16 protein-coding genes and 2 riboswitches are annotated in these 21,166 nt (G+C 33.7%); of the genes, 11 read left to right on the top strand and 5 right to left on the bottom strand.

Features of this window, described 5'->3' with window-relative positions; translation table 11 throughout:
* Nucleotide 1 precedes the first annotated feature (1 nt).
* A complete protein-coding gene (locus tag ACFVRR_RS18730; protein ID WP_387331617.1) occupies nucleotides 2–1,222 on the bottom strand; it encodes a 2,3-diketo-5-methylthiopentyl-1-phosphate enolase in 1,221 nt (406 codons plus the stop codon).
* A gap of 64 nt (nucleotides 1,223–1,286) precedes the next feature.
* Nucleotides 1,287–1,390: riboswitch (SAM riboswitch) on the bottom strand.
* A gap of 57 nt (nucleotides 1,391–1,447) precedes the next feature.
* Nucleotides 1,448–2,632: a pyridoxal phosphate-dependent aminotransferase gene (locus ACFVRR_RS18725; protein WP_387331740.1), complete on the bottom strand. Its 1,185-nt coding sequence runs from the start codon at nucleotides 2,630–2,632 to the stop codon at nucleotides 1,448–1,450.
* Between the two features lie 146 nt (nucleotides 2,633–2,778).
* Between ACFVRR_RS18725 and ACFVRR_RS18720 the strand changes: the two genes are divergently transcribed.
* From ACFVRR_RS18720 to ACFVRR_RS18675, 10 genes are all read left to right on the top strand, one after another.
* Nucleotides 2,779–3,561: a carbon-nitrogen family hydrolase gene (locus tag ACFVRR_RS18720; RefSeq protein WP_387331738.1), complete on the top strand. Its 783-nt coding sequence runs from the start codon at nucleotides 2,779–2,781 to the stop codon at nucleotides 3,559–3,561.
* Between the two features lie 63 nt (nucleotides 3,562–3,624).
* Nucleotides 3,625–3,783: riboswitch (SAM riboswitch) on the top strand.
* A 71-nt stretch (nucleotides 3,784–3,854) separates the two neighbouring features.
* Nucleotides 3,855–5,030: an S-methyl-5-thioribose kinase gene (gene mtnK, locus ACFVRR_RS18715; RefSeq protein ID WP_387331736.1), complete on the top strand. Its 1,176-nt coding sequence runs from the start codon at nucleotides 3,855–3,857 to the stop codon at nucleotides 5,028–5,030.
* 6 nt (nucleotides 5,031–5,036) lie between these two features.
* The gene (mtnA, locus tag ACFVRR_RS18710) at nucleotides 5,037–6,086 is read left to right on the top strand and encodes an S-methyl-5-thioribose-1-phosphate isomerase (protein WP_387331615.1); all 1,050 of its coding nucleotides are present in this window, start codon (nucleotides 5,037–5,039) and stop codon (nucleotides 6,084–6,086) included.
* On the top strand, nucleotides 6,086–7,189 hold the full coding sequence (locus ACFVRR_RS18705; RefSeq protein WP_387331613.1) for a substrate-binding domain-containing protein: 1,104 nt from the start codon (nucleotides 6,086–6,088) through the stop codon (nucleotides 7,187–7,189). The genes mtnA and ACFVRR_RS18705 overlap by 1 nt, the downstream gene beginning before the upstream one ends.
* Nucleotides 7,190–7,191: 2 nt before the next feature.
* Nucleotides 7,192–8,562, top strand: coding sequence for an ATP-binding cassette domain-containing protein (locus ACFVRR_RS18700; protein ID WP_387331611.1), 1,371 nt, complete (start codon nucleotides 7,192–7,194; stop codon nucleotides 8,560–8,562).
* A complete protein-coding gene (locus ACFVRR_RS18695; protein ID WP_387331609.1) occupies nucleotides 8,559–9,536 on the top strand; it encodes an ABC transporter permease in 978 nt (325 codons plus the stop codon). The genes ACFVRR_RS18700 and ACFVRR_RS18695 overlap by 4 nt, the downstream gene beginning before the upstream one ends.
* Before the next feature lie 243 nt (nucleotides 9,537–9,779).
* A complete protein-coding gene (locus tag ACFVRR_RS18690; protein ID WP_056470089.1) occupies nucleotides 9,780–10,181 on the top strand; it encodes a MerR family transcriptional regulator in 402 nt (133 codons plus the stop codon).
* Nucleotides 10,182–10,238: 57 nt separating this feature from the next.
* Complete coding sequence (locus ACFVRR_RS18685) at nucleotides 10,239–11,540, top strand: glutamine synthetase family protein (protein ID WP_387331607.1); 1,302 nt, start codon at nucleotides 10,239–10,241, stop codon at nucleotides 11,538–11,540.
* 115 nt (nucleotides 11,541–11,655) lie between these two features.
* The gene (gene glnA / locus ACFVRR_RS18680) at nucleotides 11,656–12,990 is read left to right on the top strand and encodes a type I glutamate--ammonia ligase (protein ID WP_056470085.1); all 1,335 of its coding nucleotides are present in this window, start codon (nucleotides 11,656–11,658) and stop codon (nucleotides 12,988–12,990) included.
* A 791-nt stretch (nucleotides 12,991–13,781) separates the two neighbouring features.
* Entirely contained in the window at nucleotides 13,782–14,600 is an 819-nt protein-coding gene (locus ACFVRR_RS18675; RefSeq protein WP_387331604.1) for an SDR family oxidoreductase, read from the top strand.
* 307 nt (nucleotides 14,601–14,907) lie between these two features.
* Here the strand turns inward: ACFVRR_RS18675 and ACFVRR_RS18670 are convergent, their stop codons facing one another.
* Genes ACFVRR_RS18670 through ACFVRR_RS18660 form a run of 3 tightly spaced genes read right to left on the bottom strand, consistent with a single transcriptional unit; the run spans nucleotide 14,908 to nucleotide 18,781 of the window.
* Entirely contained in the window at nucleotides 14,908–16,131 is a 1,224-nt protein-coding gene (locus tag ACFVRR_RS18670) for a cyanophycinase (RefSeq protein WP_387331602.1), read from the bottom strand.
* Nucleotides 16,132–16,153: 22 nt separating this feature from the next.
* Nucleotides 16,154–17,326, bottom strand: coding sequence for a beta-aspartyl-peptidase (iadA, locus tag ACFVRR_RS18665; RefSeq protein WP_387331600.1), 1,173 nt, complete (start codon nucleotides 17,324–17,326; stop codon nucleotides 16,154–16,156).
* A 33-nt stretch (nucleotides 17,327–17,359) separates the two neighbouring features.
* Nucleotides 17,360–18,781, bottom strand: a complete 1,422-nt coding sequence (locus ACFVRR_RS18660; RefSeq protein WP_387331598.1) for a YfcC family protein — start codon at nucleotides 18,779–18,781, stop codon at nucleotides 17,360–17,362.
* Between the two features lie 262 nt (nucleotides 18,782–19,043).
* Here ACFVRR_RS18660 and ACFVRR_RS18655 point away from each other — a divergent pair, with 262 nt between their 5' ends.
* Nucleotides 19,044–21,101, top strand: coding sequence for a sigma-54 interaction domain-containing protein (locus ACFVRR_RS18655; RefSeq protein WP_387331596.1), 2,058 nt, complete (start codon nucleotides 19,044–19,046; stop codon nucleotides 21,099–21,101).
* Nucleotides 21,102–21,166 lie beyond the last annotated feature (65 nt).

Raw genomic sequence — 21,166 nt, 5'->3', positions numbered from 1 at the left:
GTTACCCCCAAAGTTGTAATGCTTTTTGTAGTGATGTATTTGGAAGTGCGTAGTCTTTTAGGTCAACTCCAGATAATGTTGCTGAAATTGCTTCTCTAAATGCATTACCTCCACCAATTGGTCCATCCGGATGACCATGAACACCGCCGCCAGCGTTGATGACCTGCTCAATTCCAAAATCTTGAATTAATTGAGGAACAAGTCCTGGGTGAATTCCAGCAGAAGGTACTGGGAATGTCTCTTTTAATCCATTTGAAACTGTTAAATTTTCAGCGATTTTTAAAGCTGTCTCTTTTTCTAACGCAACTGATCCATATGGTGAAGGGAAAAGACTAAAATCTGCGCCAGCAATTCGTAAAAGTTTACCAAGTAATAATCCTGCGTCAATACCATAAATTGGAGATGAACTAAATGCACCCGATACAGCAGGATGGGCCATAATTGGAATATTAATTGATGGATCTTCTGCCAATCCTTGCAGTACATCAATTCCATACGAGAACACATTTAATAAAAATACATCAGCACCAGCTTCAGCAGCACGTAATGCTTTTTCTTTTAACTCGTATGTTCGGCCAGTTAAATTCACCGCGTATAATGTTTTGTGTCCTGTTTTTTCATAAACTTGGTTCAAAATATTTTTTCCGTGAGTGACGCGATCCGTAATAGATGTAATTGTGTCAAAAAGGATCTCGTCATCTTTTATTAAATCTACGCCACCTAAAGCTTGCTTTTTTAATTCCTCTGAAATGTATTGAATATCTCTGCCGATAATTGATTTAAAAATGCTCATTAATAAAGGTCGATCATATACATCCAATTTCTCTCGAATACCTTTAATACCAAATTTTGGACCCGGAAAAAGAGCTAAAATGTCATCCGTAAAATTTAAATCAATCAGTTTAATTTCACCATCAAGGGATAGCTTACCGAAAACGGTTGTTAAAATTGCTGGTAGATCAGCTGAAAAATTTAAGCTAGGATAATAGATTTCAATAATCCCTTTTGTCGGTTTATAGCCTAGAAAGTTAACGACATTTTCTTCGCATTCTATTTCACGTACTGAAAGAACTTTGCCTTTATGCTTTTGTAATTGAATTTGATCATTTTGAGGTAAATTCGTCCATGAACCAACCGTTAAACCTAGCGCGATTGACTCTGCCTTTTTTTCTAAATGATGATTTTTATCATAAACTTGGTAAGTTGCTATTACTCCACTCATTTCAAAACCTCCAAAAAGTTTTAGTCAAACAAAAAACCTCTCCACTAAGGAGAGGTTTACCTACACCTTATCTGCCAGCAAATGCTGCGAGAATTAGCACCGTACTAGTTAACTAGCCGGTTGCCGGGTTTCATCGGGCTCGGTCCCTCCACCTACTCTGAATAAAGTAATATTTAATTTTGAATTCTTAATCTAATCGAATTATTTCATGAACAATCACAATTGTCAAACATTAAATTTTGAAAATATTTCAATCTCTTTTAATCTAGCAACTGCTTCCTTCAATCGATCAATATCTGATAGTAGGCCGACTCTTACATATCCTTCTCCATATTCTCCAAATCCATTTCCGGGAGCGACTGCAATATGAGCCTTTTCAAGTAAAAGATCAGCAAATTCCTGTGATGTAAAACCTGATGGGATTTTTAACCATGCAAAAAACGAACCTGCAGGTGCAGTTACTTCCCATCCAATTTCGTGACAGCCGCTAATAAATACATTTCTACGCTCTTCATAAAGTGCTAATAGTTGTTTTACACTTTCTTGAGATTCAGTTAGCGCAGCAGCTGCAGCTTCTTGAACAGCAGGGAAGATGCTAACATAAAGATGATCCTGTAAAAGATTAATTGCTGAAATAATCTCTTTATTTCCAACTGCAAAACCAATTCTCCAACCAGCCATATTATAAGTTTTAGAAAGGGTATAAATTTCAATCCCGCATTCCTTTGCTCCTGGAGTTTGAAGATAACTTAAAGGTTTTTTGCCGTCAAAACCAAATGCACCGTAAGCAAAATCATGACAAACAGTAATCTGATTATTTTTTGCAAGCGCAACTGTTTCTTTAAAAAATTCTTCAGATGCTATAGCACCTGTGGGATTATTTGGATAATTGATAAATAATATTTTACTAGCATCCAAAACATCTTGAGGAATTAATTTATAATCTGGTAAAAATTGATTTTCTTCAAGTAATGGAAGCATGTATGGAACTGTTTTTGAAAGAGATATACCAGATAAATAGTCTGGATAGCCTGGGTCTGGAACTAAAATTGTATCTCCTTCGTCACATAAACAAAGTGGTAGCTCTACTAATCCAGCTTTTCCACCGAATAATATGGCTACTTCTTCCTCTGGGTCTAAATCAACATCATACTCTCGTTTATAAAATTCTACAACAGCATTTTTTAAAGAGCTCATTCCTCTAAACGGAGAATAACGATGAGTTAAAGGGTTTTCAACAGACTTTTGTAATGCTTTTATAATATGGTCGGGTGTAGGTTGATCGGGATTTCCTTGACCAAGATTAATGACATCATGACCATTATTAATTGACTGATTCACTTTTTGGACTAGTGAAGCAAAAAATTGTTTTGGTAAATTGTTTAATAGTTTACTATGATTCAAGTTAATCACTCCAAAAATATAATAAAATTAATTTGAATAGATCGTTTCTTAATCGACTGATTTTCATGAACGACTGTTGCAATAACTTTCACCATCATATATGCTCGATTTAAAAATGTCTATAAAATTTAGAATAGGGTGAATAAATTGTGATTAAAATTGCGTGTATTCAATCTGACGTTATTTTAGGTGAATCAAAGACTAATTTAGAGAAAATGAAAACTCAAATAAACGAAGCTATTAAAGAAAATATTCGTGTAATCGTACTACCTGAGCTATGGACAACAGGCTATTGTCTGGAAGAAATTGGTTTGCACACAGGTGAACAAGAAGTGATTATTTCTGAACTTCAATCCATCGCAAAATCAAATAATGTAATATTGATTGCTGGTTCGTTCCCAATTGCAAGAGAAAATGGTGTTACGAATACATTAATTGTTATTAGCAGTACTGGTGAATTAGTAAAAACTTATGATAAAGTTCATTTGTTCCAGTTAATGAACGAGCATCACTATCTTCAATCAGGGGAAACAGATGGCCTTTTTGAAATCGATGGATTAACGGCTGCAGGATTTGTTTGCTATGATTTGCGTTTTCCTGAATGGATTGGAGCTCATTCGCAAAAGGGTGCAAAAGTTTTATTTTTTGTTGCCGAATGGCCAATTCAAAGAATGAATCATTGGGAAATCTTACTAAAAGCAAGAGCAATCGAAAATCAGTGTTATGTTGTTGCATGTAATCGAGTAGGAAAAGATTTAGCAAATACATTTGGTGGAGGATCAATGATCATTGACCCTTGGGGAGAGGTAGTAACCAAAGGTAGCACGAATGAAGAAATCGTTTATGGCGAAATTGATTCAAAAAAAGTTGATGAAGTACGCGGTACAATCCCTATTTTTGAAGACAGAAAAGAAGAAATTTACAAAAAGTTTTAAAAAAGTAATTGACAAATTAAAAATCAATAAACTAAAATACGAATATAAAATCAAATATGCGAACTCTTATTTCGAGTAGGCGGAGGGATTTGGCCCGACGATGCCCAGCAACCGACCATAATACCATTGTGAAATGGGGCGTATTGTTTACGCCTGAGCTTAAATGTTCAGTAAGGCACGGTGCTAATTCCAACAGAAAAGAAATTTTCTGGTAGATAAGAGACGAAAGTCAATTAGTATTGCCTCTTTTCGTCTCGGAAAAGAGGCTTTTTATTTTGCAAAATTCAAGGGGGATGAATTTGGTGACTGTCATTGAACGAAAAGAATATAGACCTTTAACAGAAGCAACTGCAATTACTTATTTACAAAAACTTGGCTATTTTAAAAATGAACTATGTGAATGTATAGAAATTGGGGATGGGAATTTAAATTTAGTATTTAAAGTTAATCCAGTAGGAAGCGAGAAAGGGTTAATTATAAAACAGGCTCTACCATATGCAAAAGTTGTTGGTGAAAGCTGGCCACTTACATTAAAGCGAGCTACGATCGAGAGTAATGCGACAAAAATATACAATGAGTTAATCCCATTACATGCACCTAAAATTTTAGAGCATGACGAAGATCAAGCCGTAACTGTAATGGAGGATCTTTCACACTTACAAATTCTACGAAAAGGTTTCATTGAGAAAAAAAGCTATCCGTTTTTAGCTGAACATATCGGTGAATTTTTAGCAAAGTCATTATTTTTCACTTCAGACTTTGGAACTTCACCAGCTAAGAAAAAAGAGCTAGAGTATCTTTTTAATAATCCTGACTTATGTGATATAACAGAAAATCTTGTGTATACAGATCCATTTTTTAACAGTGAAACAAATAGTTTTGAAGAAGAATTAACAGAAGAAATTAAAGAACTATGGAATGATGCAGATCTACAAATTGAGGTTGCGAAACTAAAATTAGATTTCTTATCGAAAAAAGAAGCTTTATTACATGGTGATTTACATACGGGAAGCATTTTCGTATCTGAAACAGAAACAAAAGTAATTGACCCGGAATTTGCATTTGTCGGACCAATCGGATTTGATTTAGGGCAAATTCAAGCAAATTTACTTTTTCAACTTTTCAGCCGTACTGAACTAAAAGACGAAATTATTGAACACATTTTAAACATTGAAAAAGTGTTTAATGAAACATTTATCCGACTATGGGAAGAGCATAGCGTTAGACCATTTAACCAAAAAGCTCTAATAAAAGAAAAGTTAGAAGGATATTGGGTGGATGCAATTGGGGTTATTGGATGTGAATTAATCCGAAGAAGTATCGGTCTTGCTCACGTTGAAGATATTGATTCACTGGAACATAATCAAAAAATTGAAGCAAAGAAAAAAGTCTTAAAATTCGGAGTTTATTGTATAAAAAATAGATTTACTATTAGAAATATTGGAAATTTACTTATTGGATTGGAGTAATAATCGATGACTGCATTACAGCAAATACCTGAATCATTACAATGGAACGGTGAAAGTTTAAAAATTTTAGACCAAACTAAATTACCAACTGAAATACGCTATTTTGATGCAACGACATTATTAGATGTACGTGAAGCAATCGTAAAATTACAAGTAAGAGGAGCACCAGCAATTGGTTTAGCTGCTGCGTATGGACTATATTTAGGTGTTCGAGAACTTCAAACTGAACAAGTTAATGAATTTCATCAACAAGCTAGATTATTAGCGGATGAACTAATTAGTGCTAGACCAACTGCAGTAAATTTAGCATGGGCCGTTGAAAAACTAATTAGCTCTAGTAAAGAAGCAGTGACAGTATCCGAAGCTAAATTAATCATCATGGAAGAAGCAATTAAATTACATGTAGCAGATGAAGCAACTTGCAAAGAAATCGGTGAAAACGCATTAACATTATTACATGACGGAGCAGCAGTATTAACTCATTGCAACGCAGGGAGTATCGCGACAAGTCGATACGGAACAGCTTTAGCTCCACTTCACTTAGCAAAAGAAAAAGGCTGGGAAATTTCGGCTTATGCAACAGAAACAAGACCAGTATTTCAAGGTGCAAGACTAACCTCTTGGGAATTGAACCAAAGTGGTATCCCGGTTACATTATTAACTGATAATATGGTCGGCTACTTATTACAAAATAAAAAAGTAGATGCAGTTATTGTTGGTGCTGATCGCATTACTGCTAACGGAGACACTGCTAATAAAATTGGAACATTACAATTAGCAATTTTAGCTAACTTTTACCAAATCCCATTTTATGTAGCTGCTCCTTTATCAACAATCGATTTAACAATCGAAACAGGGAATGAAATTGTCATTGAACAACGTGATCGTACTGAAGTAACGCATATCGGAAATGTTCAAATTGCCCCTGAAGGAATCGATGTACTAAACCCAGCGTTTGACGTGACGCCGAATGAATTAATAACTGCGATTATTACGGAAAAAGGCATTGTTTCTAGCGATTATAAAGAAACGTTTAAAAGTTGGGAGGAAGAGTAATGAAAAAAATTATTGCAACACTATCAATTGCATCAGTATTATTAACAGCTTGTGCAAATGAACAAAATGTAGTTTCAACCAAAAAATCTGAAAATGCTAGTACTGAAGTAAAGAAAGTATCCGCAAGTAGCAATTCTGAAATTCCTGAAGCAATAAAAAAGAAAACAAAAATTGCTTTAATTATGGAGTTTTCAATTGGAACTTTTTCTTCACAATATATCGATGGCGTGAAAAAACAAGTTGGGAAATTTGGTGGAGAAGTACAAGTATATAATGCTGATAATGATTTAGCAAAGATGGCCTCCAATTTAGATACAGCCGTCAATTCTAAGGTTGATGGAATTTTAATCGATCATGGGCGAAAAGAAACATTAGAAAAAGGTGTGAAAAAAGCGTTAGCTGCAGGCATTCCAGTTGTTTCTTTTGATAGTGATTTAAATATTCCTGGTGTTACAGTAATTGACCAAGATGATTACAGTTTAGCATGGAAAAGTTTAAAGAGTTTAGCAGAAGGATTAAACGGAAAAGGGAATATCGCAACAATTTGGGTAGGTGGTTTTACACCGATGGAGCGCAGAAAAGTTATTCTTGATGCATTTTATAAACGTTATCCGAATATAAGAGAGGTTGCCAGATTCGGAAAAGCAAGTAGTAATACGATGCTTGATACACAAGCTCAAGTAGAAGCTTTATTAAAGAAATATCCTAAAGGTCAGCTTGATGCTATTTTTGCAACTTGGGATGAGTTTGCAAAAGGGGCTACAAAAGCAATTCAACAAGCTGGACGTAATGAAGTAAAAGTTTACGGAATTGATTTAAGTGATGAAGATCTTCAATTAATTCAAGAAAAAAATTCACCGTGGGTTACTTCAGCTGCAAGTGATCCGGGAGAGATTGGAGAAGTTCAATCTAGATTCCTATATCAAAAAATAGCTGGAGAAGAAACGCCAGATATATATTCTTTAGAACCTAAATTAATAGAGAAAGAGGAGCTTCCAAATACTCCAATTAAAGTTAGTGATCTAAGGAAATATAGTAATAACTGGATACCTTCACAAGCTGCAACTTCACCATGGATGGAGAAATTAGATAAGGGGAACTAAAGATGACTATTAAACTAGAATCTGTATTTTTTAGTTATGGAGAATCAGAGGTACTAAAGGATATTAATTTTACAGTCAAACCTGGAAAAATAGACGGTCTGGCTGGTTTAAATGGTGCAGGTAAAAGTACGTTAATGAAGATTCTAGCTCATAGAATTCAACCAACAAATGGTAAGTGTAAAGTAAGTGAAAATTCAACAATAGCATATGTCCCTCAAGAAGTTGATGAGGGACTTGTGCAAGGATTAACTGTAATTGAAAATTTAATAATTGCATTGAATAGAGAAATTAAGAAATTCTTCTTCTCAAAAAAGAAAAGTGTTGAATTTGTTCAAAATCGACTTTCAAATTGGAATTTGAATCTACCATATTATAAACAAGTAAGTGATTGTACAATATATGAAAAACAATTTATTTTAATTGCAAAAGCACTACTAAATGATGCATCCTATTTCCTATTTGATGAGCCCACTTCTTCCCTAGGAAATACTGAAAAAGAGCAATTTTTCTCATTCTTACATAATTTAAAAAAAATGGGGAAAGGTATTGTCGTCATTTTACACTCAATTGACGAACTTATAAAATTTACTGATGAATTAACGGTATTAAGAAGTGGAGAAATCGTGTATCAAGGTAGCTCATCGACGTTATCTGTGGAAGAAATAATCGGTCAAATGTCTTCTGGTAAATTTTCATTTAAAAAAACCATAAAAGAGCGCAATGAACCAGCTTTTCAGTTTCGTAATATCCAATTAAGTGAAACGAAACCTTCTATTAATATAGAAATAAATAAAAATGAAGTAATTGCCATTTATGGTGCAAATGGAAATAAGAAAACAAGTTTAGCAAAAACAATTTGGGGCAATCGAAACCAATATGAATTAATAATAGGAAGAAACTCATTTTTGATCAAGTCTCCCCAGCATGCATATAAACAAGGAATTGCATTTGTACCAGAGGATCGAAGAAAAGAAGGGTTATTTCTAAATCATTCGATTAGAGAGAATATCTCATTCAACAAAAGAGGTTGGATAAACAAAAATCTCGAATTTGAGAGTTCTCAATCCATAATTAATACTTTAAGTATTTATCCAAAGGACACTGAAAAAGAAATTTTACATCTTAGTGGAGGAAATCAGCAAAAAGTAAGTATAGCAAAATGGATCTCACCGAATTTAAAGTGTCTTATATTAGATGAACCACTAAAGGGTGTTGATATTTATGCTAAACAACATATTTTCCAATACATTGATGAATTTTGTGCTAACGGTGGTTGTGTTATTTATTTCACGAATGATATTGAAGAAGCTAATGTGATAGGAGACAAAATATATACAATTATACAAGGTGAGTTATTGGAGGGTATACAATGACGCAATGGGCACAAACACAAGGTAGAAGATTATTTTTGGATTTTGGAGCAGTATTCCTACTTCTAGTCGTTATTGCATTTTTTTCAATGACATCGAATTCCTTCTTATCTTATAGTAATATTACTGATATTTTAAGATCGATTTCAATCGTAACATTACTGGCGATTGGAGTTACGTTTAGTTTAATCATTGATGGTTTAGATTTATCAGTTGGATCAACCGCGAGTTTAAGTACGGTTACAGCAGCTTATTGTTTAATTGTTTTTAGACAAGAGCTATTGATTACACTATTAATTCCCATTGTTTTTGGTTTAATAGTTGGATTATTAAACGGTATGTTTATAACGAAAGGGAAATTACCGGACTTATTAGTTACTCTTGCTATGATGTTTGTTGTAAATGGTTTACATTTAACCTTAACAAAAGGTTCATCGATCTATGAAGGAATGACAATTAATAATAAAGCAACTACAGGTCATTTTATTCCTTCGTTTTTATATCTTGGGCAAGGGTCATTTTTTAATATCCCAGTTGCAGTCATAATAATGATAATTTGTATTTTGATTACACATTTATTTTTAGAAAAGACAACTTGGGGAAGAGTATTCTTCTTTATTGGAGGAAATAAAACTGCTGCACACTTATCTGCAATACCCGTAAACAAGTATCGAGTTTATGCTTATATTATTAGTGGGCTATTTGCATCACTTGGTGGGATTTTACTTGCTAGTCGAGTTGGTACAGGGCAAGTTTCAGCAGGTACACCATTATTAATGGATAGTATTACAGCGGCATATATAGGAATTGCTATGTATGGAAAAGGGAAACCAAATATAATCGGAACATTTTTAGGTGCGTGCTTAATGGGGGTCCTTTTAAACGGATTCACGATGCTAAACGTACCATACTATGCGCAAGATATTATTAAAGGTATTTTATTATTAATTGCAATTTTGTTAGCCAAAAAAAATTAAGAATTTGCTTCCAGACAGACCGAATTCGGAAATTGTCAAACACTAGTCTAATAATAATATTTGAATACAAACCGTTATAATCTCCAAACTAATGGAGATTATTTTTTTTATAAATAGTAGAATTTTAACTAAACTTGCATAGAATAAAAAACAAATATTTTCATGTTAGATTTTCTAACATCGTATTGACAGATTATCTAACATGAAATAAAATACTTATAGATGAACGAAAGGAGCATTGCTATGAATGATCAAGTAAGACGCTCAACGCCACTTTTCCCAATCGGAATAGTCATTTCGTTAACTGAATTATCTGCAAGACAAATTCGATATTATGAAGAGCATGATTTAATTCGTCCTGCTCGTACTGAAGGTAATCGTAGATTATTTTCTTTCAATGATGTCGATCGATTATTAGAGATTAAAACTTTTATAGAACAAGGCTTGAATTTAGCAGGAATTAAAGAAGTACTAAATTTGAAATCGTCAGAAAAATCCAAAGAAACAGTGGTTCAACAAGTCATTGTTGAAAAATCAATATCAGATGAACAGCTTCGAAAAATGCTTCGTCAAGAGTTATATCAAAATGGTAAATTAGGTAGAACTTCTTTACGACAAGGAGATATGTCTCGATTCTTTCATTAAGTTATTGATTAAGTCCGGATTATTCTAGCTTTTATATTTATATGGGGGGAAATATAAATGAAAAAGGAAACGATTTTAAATAGTGCCAAAGAACATAGTCTTGAATTTGTACAGTTATTTTTCACAGATGTAGAAGGGGTATTCAAACATTTAGAACTACCAATCACGCAAATTGAAAAAATACTTAATAATGAAACTATGTTTGATGGCTCTAGTATTAATGGATTCACAAAAATTGAAGCAAGTGATATGATGCTTTTCCCAGATTTGAATACTTGGAAAGTCGACACTAACGAAAAAGTTGGACTCTTCATTTGCGATGTTTATTATCCAAATGGTACACCTTTTGAAGGTGATCCAAGAAATGTGCTTAAACGAGCAATTGAAAAAGCGACTGACAAGGGATTTACTTCTTTTAATGTAGGACCTGAACCTGAATTCTTCCTATTTAAAAAGGAGGGAAATCAGTTAGTTCCAAATGACAATGGTGGATATTTTGATGTAGCCCCCCTAGATAAAACAGTTACAATACGACGTGAAATTACGAAAGCACTTCAGGCTTTAGGGTTAGAAGTTGAGGCTTTACATCACGAAGTTGCAATCGGTCAACATGAGATTGATTGGAAGTACGCACCAGGATTACAAACAGCTGATAATATTCAACTATTTAAATATACTGTTAAAACGATTGCTGAAAAAAATGGTTTAGTTGCTACATTCATGCCAAAACCAATTTTTGGAGAAAATGGCTCAGGTATGCATTGTCATATGAGTCTAGGAAATGATAATGGTAATGCCTTTTATGATCAGCATGATTCAATTGGATTATCTGAAACAGCACGACAATTTATTGCAGGTGTACTAACACATGCTCGTGCAAATGCTTCAGTTACAAATCCTACAGTTAATTCATATAAACGTTTAGTTCCAGGCTATGAAGCACCAGTTTATGTAGCTTGGTCACAAAGTAATCGTACTTGTACAATTCGAATACCTGCTGCAAGAGGTGCAGGTACAAGAATCGAAGTACGAAATCCAGACCCATCTGCAAATCCTTATTTAGCTTTAGCTGTTTTATTATCTGCAGGCTTGGATGGTATTGAAAGAAAATTAACACCTCCAGTCGAACGAAGTGAAAACCTGTATTTGATGGATGACGTAACTAGAAAAGCAGAAGGCATTGAAACATTGCCAGGAAGTTTACTTGAAGCAGTTACAGAACTTGAAAACAGTGAATTCCTACAGCAAGTATTAGGGAAACACGTATTTTATTCATTCCTTCAAAATAAAAAAGAAGAATGGGATGCATATCGATTACGTGTATCAGAATGGGAAAAAGAAACATATTTAAACTGCTAATCACTAAACTTAAAATAAAAAAAATAGAAAAGTGGAAGTAGGTTATCTCTACTTTTCTATTTTAAAGTGTGTTAGACTAATTTTGTTTGTTGCATACGAAAGGGGAACTTTTATAATGGCTAAGTTTACAAAAGAAGATATTTTCCGTATTTCAAAAGAACAAAACGTAAAGTACATACGTCTACAATTTACGGATTTACTAGGAATTATCAAAAACGTTGAAATTCCAGTAAGTCAGCTTGAAAAAGCTTTAGACAATAAAATGATGTTTGACGGTTCTTCAATCGAAGGATTCGTTCGTATCGAAGAATCAGATATGTATTTATTCCCTGATTTAGACACTTGGGTAGTATTCCCATGGACTGCTGAAAAAGGAAAAGTAGCTCGTTTAATCTGTGATATTTACAATGCAGATGGCACTCCATTTGAAGGGGATCCTCGTAATAACTTAAAACGTATGTTAAAAGAAATGGAAGCTCTAGGCTTCACAGATTTCAACTTAGGACCTGAGCCAGAATTCTTCTTATTTAAATTAGATGAAAAAGGTGAACCAACTCTTGAGTTAAATGATAAAGGTGGTTACTTCGACTTAGCACCAACTGATTTAGGTGAAAACTGCCGTCGTGATATCGTTCTTGAACTTGAAGAAATGGGCTTTGAAATCGAAGCATCTCACCACGAAGTAGCTCCAGGGCAACATGAAATTGATTTCAAATATGCTGGTGCAATCAAAGCTTGTGATGACATTCAAACATTTAAATTAGTTGTAAAAACAATCGCTCGTAAACACGGTTTACACGCTACATTCATGCCAAAACCACTATTTGGTGTAAACGGTTCAGGTATGCACTGTAACTTATCATTATTTACAAATGGTAAAAACGCATTCTACGATGAGACTGGTGAATTAGGTTTAAGTGAAACTGCACGTCACTTCATCGCAGGAATCTTAAAACATGCTCCAAACTTTACAGCTGTTACAAACCCAACTGTAAACTCATACAAACGTTTAGTACCTGGCTATGAAGCGCCATGTTACGTTGCTTGGTCTGCAAGAAACCGTAGTCCACTAATTCGTATTCCTGCATCTCGTGGCTTAAGTACACGTGTAGAAGTACGTTCAGTTGACCCAGCTGCAAATCCTTACTTAGCATTATCAGTATTATTAGCAGCAGGTTTAGACGGAATCAAAAATAAATTAGAAGCTCCAGCTCCAGTAGACCGTAACATCTACGTTATGTCTAAAGAAGAGCGCGAAGAAGTTGGAATCATCGATTTACCAGCAACTTTAGCAGCTGCACTTGATCTATTAAAAACTGACGAAGTAATCGTTGGTGCTCTAGGATCACACTTATTCGAACACTTTGTAGAAGCAAAAGAAATCGAATGGGATATCTTCCGTACTCAAGTTCACCCTTGGGAAAGAGATCAATACATGTCAGTATATTAATCAAATCAACCCTTGACGCTATTGGCGTTGAGGGTTTTTTATTTATGGGCAGTTTGTTGATTTCATATTAATTAATTAAATTACTCATGAATCGCTTATAGAAGAATGCATACGAGATCAACTTCAGATGATGAAGTAGCGTAATGGTTAGGTGTGATGGGATACATCAATCCATTTGCTAATGAAGGGCTACAAAAGGGATACTTCAGACGAACTGTTCAGTAGCCCTTTAGGGTTTGTTCAGTAACAAAGGCTTACACACGCAGAGCAAACCACCAGATATTACGGGTGGTTATGTTTAAATAAATACGTTGAACGCAGTTTGAATGTTCACATTTATTTCTTAAATAATTAACTCGTAAGTATATATAAATATGATAAACTATTAGAAAATAATCATAAAAATCATGAATACGTTGTATTTGGAAGATCTAACAATTTACAAACTGAAAAACAAAAAATAGGGGAACACTATAAGATTTGGGAATTGAAAGGATTTAATGAAGTAAGCTTGAGGGATATGAACGCGAAAGATCTATCTAACCAAAATTAGAACTTGATATTCGGACTAGTGCGAATAAAATGAAGTGATATAACCAAATTTTAGATGTGATTGTGGAAATAATAATTATTGAAGTAAATCGATCGTTAAAAATGTTATTAAAAGCTCTGGGGTAGTAGTAACAAAAGAAGTTTAAGTAAAGATAAATATGGTTGTACTATTGAAAGGGCTATTTTAGCAACTTATATAATATAACGATATAAGAAAGTAATAGAAAGAAGTGAACAATTTGATTCTAGTCACAGGTGCAAATGGTACTGTAGGTAAAGAAGTTGTGAGAGAACTACAAAAGGTAAATGCTAATTTTAAAATATCCACAAGTAAAAAAAATACAAGTAATGTTTATTTAAACTTTGAAGATCCCAAATCAATTAGACCTGCTTTTCAAGGGATTACTAAGCTTTTTTTAATACGTCCCCCACATCTTGCGGATAAGAAGTATTTTGAACCAGTTATTGAAATTGCAAAAGAAGTAGGGATTGAACAGATTGTTTTTTTGTCTTTATTAGGTGCTGATAAAAATAAGATAGTTCCGCATGCCAAGATAGAGGAATTAATAATCAACTCAGGGATACCTTATACATTTTTAAGACCAAGTTTTTTCATGCAGAATTTATTAAATCAACATGTTGAAGAACTGGTAAAGGAAAATATTATTTTTGTACCAGCTGGTAAAGGGGAAACGAGTTTTATCGATACAAGAGATATCGGTGTAGTGGCTGCAAAAGCACTAACCGAAAATGGTCATAGGTTCAAATCTTATTCGTTAACTGGAAATGAAGCTATTAGTTATTTTGAAGTGGCTGAGATCTTATCAAAGCACTTACGAAAAGACATAATATATACTAATCCAAGTATTTTAACCTTTTGGAGAAAAATGAGAAAAAAAGGGTTAGCTCGCGAATTTATAATAGTTATGATCGGTATATACACAACCGCAAAATTAGGACTTGCAAAAAAAATAACAACAGATTTAGAGGATTTATTAGGGAGGGAACCAATTAAATTTGAACAATTTGTTATAGACTATTTAGACTCGCTTAAATGATTGAATTGTATTTAAACTAGTAAATGAATTTAATTTTTTAATGTGGTAAAGTTAACTTCAAAGTATTTAATCTACCGGTTCTATTTAGACTTACTATTGAAATTTCGTTATGTTGCTTGAAAATTGGTAGCTCTCAAATTTTTAATATCCTGATTTATTTTCTAATGTTAAAAAGAAGTTTAGTGCACTTCGTCATATAGATGAATCTCGCAAATAGAAGAGCTTATTCTTTTACCAGAAGAATAAGTTCTTTTTGTTCGAAACAAAAGAAGATTTACGTAGCGTAAATCTTCTTTTTTACTTTAAGTTAGTAACTTACATTCAGTACAACATTACTAACAGTATATTTACTATTGCTATAGTATCCTTTTGTGTTTGTGTCTTTTATAAACTTTAACGTAAATTTAGGACCTGATTCGTAACTATCACCATACAAATAAGAAACATTTGTATCTACCAATCTTGTAATTGTCGTAGTTGTTTCATACGCTGCAAAGATATCTGAAGAATCTCGAATCGTCGAATAGTATGGTGTTGTAATTAATGATTTAGATGATGTGATTGATTTCGTGCTCGTATTATAAGTATCACCAGATGTTAAATAACTTACTTTTACATTATTTGCCGTAAACGATGAAGCAGTTCCGTAAGTTGCATTTGTTGAGTCTACTACGAAAACACCATGTTCACCATAAACTTTACCAGTAGTACCGTTCAAATAAAGTGCTGTGTTTTCGTCAATTCCATAGCCTACCTTTTGACCTAAGTCTCTTTCAGCTATAAGAATACGACCTATGCGACCTCGTGCATCGAAATGAGTATCAATTGCAGCATTTACAAAACCGAAACCTGTAGTATAGCCACCGTTATCCGGATATAGAGGATCAGCTAGCGAGATGTCACTGATTTTTTTAGCTAATAAACGGTTGTAATTTAAATAGCCATAACTAACACCTTCACCGTAAGTTTTTGGACTTTGGACAGCAGTACCAGCACTTGTACCAGAAATAATAGCTCCAGCTGCTGCTCTTTGTTGGATTGCTGCAAAAAGTGGGGTAGGCGTTCCGTCATCCTTTAGTAAACTTCTTACGTGACGGGACTGATCTCCACCGTTAAAGAATATAACGTCAGCTGAGTTAATTAAATCAATATTACTTTGCTTATAAGCTTCTGTTGTATAGTTATCAACTGCCACAGGTATAAATACTGGTGTAAAACCATAACTAGTAAACAAATTTTTATATGATAAGTGACCTGTTATATCATTTGTGTATGCGTCTAATGCAGTTGCGTAGTCAGCAGCTGCGCTACATACAATTGCAACTACTGGATTGGATTTGCCAGTTGCAGCTTTTAGTGCATTGTAAATTTCGGCATTACTATCATCAATTGCACCACCCATTAAAAAGATTTTAGGTGCAGCTGCAGCTTCAACACTTTTTTCAGCTCGTAAGAAAGAAGTTCCAAAAACTAACGAAAATACTAAAACGAATGACAATACGATTGAAATCTTAAACTTGTTCATCTTCATCATTAATACCTCCTGAAATTTGTTATTCAAAAGTGCCTTTTACGATCGGATTACCTTCTTCAACCATTTTTTTGCCAAGTGCAAATACTGTTTCAATTTCTAAAGTATCTTGATTTAACATGACAATATCAGCATCGTTGCCAGGTTTTAAGTTACCTTTGTGTGGTAATTTTAGCACTTGTGCAGGGTTTGAAGTAATGACTTGTAATGCTGCTTCTAATGGAATTCCTTCGTCAATTACTCCATCCCTTACTTCTTGATATAAAGATGAAATTTTTCCTATTTGAAGTCCTAAATAGTCTCCATTCGTATCAAAAAATGGAAGACTTGCTTGACCATCAGATGAAAAAGTTATGTTTTCAATCTGAACTCCTTCTTCAAGCATAACGCGTAGTCCTTTGCTACACTTTACTTCGCCTTCTTCTAAAAACTGAGGGATAGTGCTTGTAGTAAAATCTACAAATCCTCCTTTAAGTGCATAATCAATACCAGCTTTAAACAATTCTTCATTCCGATTAATATGAGTCGGGTGGAACTGACGAATTGGAATATTCGTCTGTTCAACTAGTTGATGTAGAAGTGAAAGTTGATCTTTGCCATCACCGACATGAATTTCTAAGATGCCAGCCTTTCCAGATAAAATTCCTCCATTACGTGCAGAAGATGCAATCTTTGCAAGTTCTTCAATAGTTGGTTCTGAGGAACGGTGGTCTGCAATAGCAATTTCACCAACTCCAATAATCTTATCAATTAGAATAATATCACTTTGAATTGATTCTGTTAGTGTCTTTACAGGGATTTGATAAGAACCAGTGTGAATATAACAAGTAATCCCTTCTTCTTCTAAACCACGTGCTTTTGCAAGCAAATTCTCCATTGTTCTTGTTGTACCGTCTGTACCTAATACACCAACCACTGTCGTAACACCAGCAGTAGTAACATTAGTAAGCATGAGTTCTGGAGTGCGTGTTTTATATCCGCCCTCACCACCACCTCCAATGATATGTACATGTGAATCAATAAAACCTGGTACAACTAAAGAGTTGGAGGCATCTATGACATCGCAAGAAGGAAAGTCAGGTGGAATTGTGATATGATCTGCTATCATTTCAATTTTTCCACCTGCTAAAAGTATATCTTTTCTGCCAATAGAGTGTGGTGTGTATACTTGACCGTTTTTTATTAAGGTTAACAACTTTTTTCTCCTCCTAAATCCTTTGTTAATTCATTAAAAAGGACCGTAGTTCATTAAGTGAGCGATTACAACTGCAACTAAACCAATTACATATTGTACTAATATTAATGGGAAAATCCATTTCGCCCATTTTGTCCAAGGAATCCCAGCAATTGCTAATCCTGCCATTAAAGTTCCTGCTGTTGGGAAAATAATATTACCGATTCCATCAGCAAAAGAGAATGATAGAACAGCAGTTTGTCGTGTAATTCCTAGTAGATCAGCAAGCGGAGCCATAATTGGCATTGTTAACATGGCATGACCGCTACCTGAAGCTAAAATAAAGTGAATTGCTGCCTGGAAATTATACATTCCAATTACACTTAAAGAAGCAGGGATATGTTTAATGACTTCAGATACTCCGTGAAGCATTGGATCAACAATATGTCCTTGATTTAAAACAACTAGAATTGCACGGGAAACACCTATAATAAGAGCACCACTAATTAAAGAAGCAGATCCTTGTGTAAAAGATTTAACTACGTCATCGATTGATAATCTACCAATTATTCCAATTGCAATTGTTAAGATGATAAATAAAGAAGCAATTTCAGTAATATACCATTGATATTTAATAACTCCAAAAGCTAAAATAATATAGTTTATAAGAAAAGCAGTTAAAATCCATTTATGTCTAGAAGATAATTTAGCTTTAGAAGTTACTAGATCGTTAGTTTGTTCAACTGAATACTTACCATAGAATCCTAAGTTCGGATTTTTCTTTACTTTCATAGCGTATCGATAAATAAAAATAACAGATACTAAATAAACGATTACAAATAGAACAAGTCTAAAGCCCATACCAGAAAATGTAGGAAGTTCTGCGATTCCTTGAGCTATACCAACTGTAAACGGATTCATTATTGCTGTTGTAAAACCTGCTGACGCTCCAACTAATACGATTGCAGTTCCCGTCATTGTGTCAAAGCCTAAAGCAAGTGCCAACGGAACCAGAAGTGGAATATAAGCTAAAGTTTCTTCAGCCATTCCCATTAAGGAACCTCCAACTGCAAAAAATAACATCATAATAGGAATTAATAACTTTTCTCTAGTAGCAAGTTTTCTAGCCATTGTTGAGATTAACACTTCAATTGTGCCGGTAGCACTTAAAACACCAAAAAATCCTCCAATAATTAAAACGAAGAAAATGATATTGCCCGCTTCTACCATACCCGAATGAATGGCTTTTACCATATCGAAGAGACCAACTGGTGTAGCAGCGATTGATTTAAATGAGTTCGGATCGACTGATGAATGTCCGTCAACGTCGATATGGGCGTATTCCCCAGTAGGTAATACGTAAGTAAGAGCTGTCGCGATTAATAGAATTACTAAAAGTAATGCAAAAACATTAATTTTACGTTCTTTCTTAACTTTTGTCTCAGGTGTCATTTTATTTGCGTGAATTTGTGACATAGGTCCATCTCCTTTTGATGATTAAGTAGCTAATTAATTATAATAGAATTTGATAAATAAAACGCTTTCAAGTATTCCCTCCCAAATTTGAATTCTCAAAATCTATTAAAATGGCTATAACATTCTATAAGCAAGTAGCGTGCCAATTTTAAATGTCTTATTTTTAAGAAAATTTGATAGATTCTTCAGATTAATTGGTTCTTTTTGGTTCATTTGATGCTATAATAAAACCAATTTAATCAAATATGGAGAGAAATTAAAAATGAAAAATTCATTAACATTGATAACAGGCAGTTCAAAAACAAGACAAGCTTTGTCTAATCAACTAACGCAATTGCTAGAAGAATACATAACGATTAACTCTTATGCAATTGATGAGGGAGAACATAAAGTATTTCAAGATGAAATTATACTTTTTTCGTCGGAGGCAGTAAAAATTGAAACGGAAAAATTTGCACAATTAAGTGCTAAACAAATCATAGTTGGGAAAAGAACACTTAATCATGAAAATGTAGACAAATTATTGAGAATTGAGGGGGGGACAAAAGTTCTTGTAGTTAATGATGATTTTCATTCAACAGTTGAACTTATTCAGTCTTTGTACCAATTGGGGATTAATCATTTGGAGTATGTACCATTTAAAAGTGATCAACTATATTATCCAGATATAAATCTTTCAGTTTCACCAGGTGAAACTCACTTAAGTCCGTCATATATAAAACATGTATTGGATATCGGCGTAAGACTTTTTGATATCTCTACAATTTTACACATTGTAGAATATTTTCAATTTAACGATAATATAGCAACATTAATTTCAGAAAAGTATTTACGCAATATTATTGACTTACATAGGGAACTTTTCAATGCAGAGCAAAGTGTAAAGAAAGTAAATAGACATATCCAAAGTGTTGTAAATACGGTTGATGATGGTATTTTAGCAATTGATGGATATAAAAGAATAACTGTGCTAAATGATCGGATTATTAAGTTGTTTAAATTAACTAAAAGTAACTATGAAGGTAAGCATATAGAAGAGATTATTAAGGAACAAAATATAAGAGACTTTATTTTAAATGGTACAGATGAATCTAAATTTTTTTCAATTGACAATATAGATAATGTTATCTATCGGACGTATAGTCATGAAGATGACAGGATCGTTGCTACTTTTAAGAGTGTTAATCAAGCATTTGAAATAGAAAAAACAGCGCAGAGAGAGTTTAGAAAGCAAGGCTTTTATGCAAGATATGACTTTGCGGATATTATTGGAGAGGATGACACAATTTTAGAATGTAAACGAATAGCAACAAAACTTGCAAAAGCTGAGCATTCTATTTTAATTCAAGGTGAAACAGGTACAGGTAAAGAACTTTTTGCACATGCAATCCATAAACAATCAAACAGGAAAAACGGCCCTTTTTTAGCCATAAATTGCAGTGCCTTTACTGAGAGTTTACTAGAAAGTGAACTATTTGGTTATGAAGATGGTACGTTTACTGGGGCAAAAAAAGGTGGGAAACAAGGTCTTTTTGAAATTGCTGATGGAGGAACGATATTCTTAGATGAAATAGGTGACATCAGCTTAAATGTTCAATCTCATTTACTTCGTGTTCTCCAAGAACAAGAAATTCGTAGAATAGGTGGCAGAAAAATCATTCCTATTAATGTTCGCATCATTGCTGCAACTAACAAAGATATCCATCATAAAATCTCAGACGGCTCATTCCGTTCCGATTTGTATTACAGATTAAATGTTTTAAATCTCATCATTCCACCTTTACGCTTAAGAAGAACAGACATACCGTTGCTCGTTCAACACTTTATCGCTAAAAGTGGAAAAGGGGTTACGATTGAGGAAGAAGCTTTAAATGAATTAATAGGTTTAAATTGGTTAGGTAATATTAGGGAATTGAAATCAGTTATTGATTATATGCTTACTGTTTGCGAAGGAAATACGATTTCCCAAAATAACTTTCCTCATTATAACTATTCAGAGCACAGAGAACACCCAAAAAGAGACTCAAATCAATTTGAACTTCCTACAAGTATTCTTGAGCTTGAAGAATCGATTACAATTCTTGAAACGATAAAAAAATGTAATGATTTAGGTAAAGCAGCGAGTAGAGACTCTATATCCAGCTCTAGTGAGGAAAAGGGTAGATACTTATCTCCACAGCAAATAAGACTTCGATTAGAAATTATGGGGAATAAGGGCTTGATAACAAAAGGAAGAGGAAGAGCAGGAACGAAGATTACTGCTAATGGAATTGATTACTTACATTTTCTAAAAGCTAACATACAAAATAAACTACTTTAAGATTTGAAAATAATACATTTCTTTTTGGTTGAAATTGGTTGTAATCATTCACCCAAAACTAGTTT

It is taken from the genome of Gottfriedia sp. NPDC057948, assembly GCF_042887255.1.
Classification (GTDB): domain Bacteria; phylum Bacillota; class Bacilli; order Bacillales; family Bacillaceae_G; genus Gottfriedia.
This window is presented reverse-complemented; position numbering and strand designations above follow the sequence as displayed.

Excerpts from the sequence above, each read along its gene's own strand:
- ACFVRR_RS18730 (WP_387331617.1), bottom strand. The coding sequence starts at position 1,222 with ATGAGTGGAGTAATAGCAACTTACCAAGTTTATGATAAAAATCATCAT.
- mtnK (WP_387331736.1), top strand. The coding sequence starts at position 3,855 with ATGAATTTGGTGACTGTCATTGAACGAAAAGAATATAGACCTTTAACA.
- mtnA (WP_387331615.1), top strand. The coding sequence starts at position 5,037 with ATGACTGCATTACAGCAAATACCTGAATCATTACAATGGAACGGTGAA.
- ACFVRR_RS18705 (WP_387331613.1), top strand. The coding sequence starts at position 6,086 with ATGAAAAAAATTATTGCAACACTATCAATTGCATCAGTATTATTAACA.
- ACFVRR_RS18700 (WP_387331611.1), top strand. The coding sequence starts at position 7,192 with ATGACTATTAAACTAGAATCTGTATTTTTTAGTTATGGAGAATCAGAG.
- ACFVRR_RS18695 (WP_387331609.1), top strand. The coding sequence starts at position 8,559 with ATGACGCAATGGGCACAAACACAAGGTAGAAGATTATTTTTGGATTTT.
- ACFVRR_RS18690 (WP_056470089.1), top strand. The coding sequence starts at position 9,780 with ATGAATGATCAAGTAAGACGCTCAACGCCACTTTTCCCAATCGGAATA.
- ACFVRR_RS18685 (WP_387331607.1), top strand. The coding sequence starts at position 10,239 with ATGAAAAAGGAAACGATTTTAAATAGTGCCAAAGAACATAGTCTTGAA.
- glnA (WP_056470085.1), top strand. The coding sequence starts at position 11,656 with ATGGCTAAGTTTACAAAAGAAGATATTTTCCGTATTTCAAAAGAACAA.
- ACFVRR_RS18670 (WP_387331602.1), bottom strand. The coding sequence starts at position 16,131 with ATGAAGATGAACAAGTTTAAGATTTCAATCGTATTGTCATTCGTTTTA.
- ACFVRR_RS18660 (WP_387331598.1), bottom strand. The coding sequence starts at position 18,781 with ATGTCACAAATTCACGCAAATAAAATGACACCTGAGACAAAAGTTAAG.
- ACFVRR_RS18655 (WP_387331596.1), top strand. The coding sequence starts at position 19,044 with ATGAAAAATTCATTAACATTGATAACAGGCAGTTCAAAAACAAGACAA.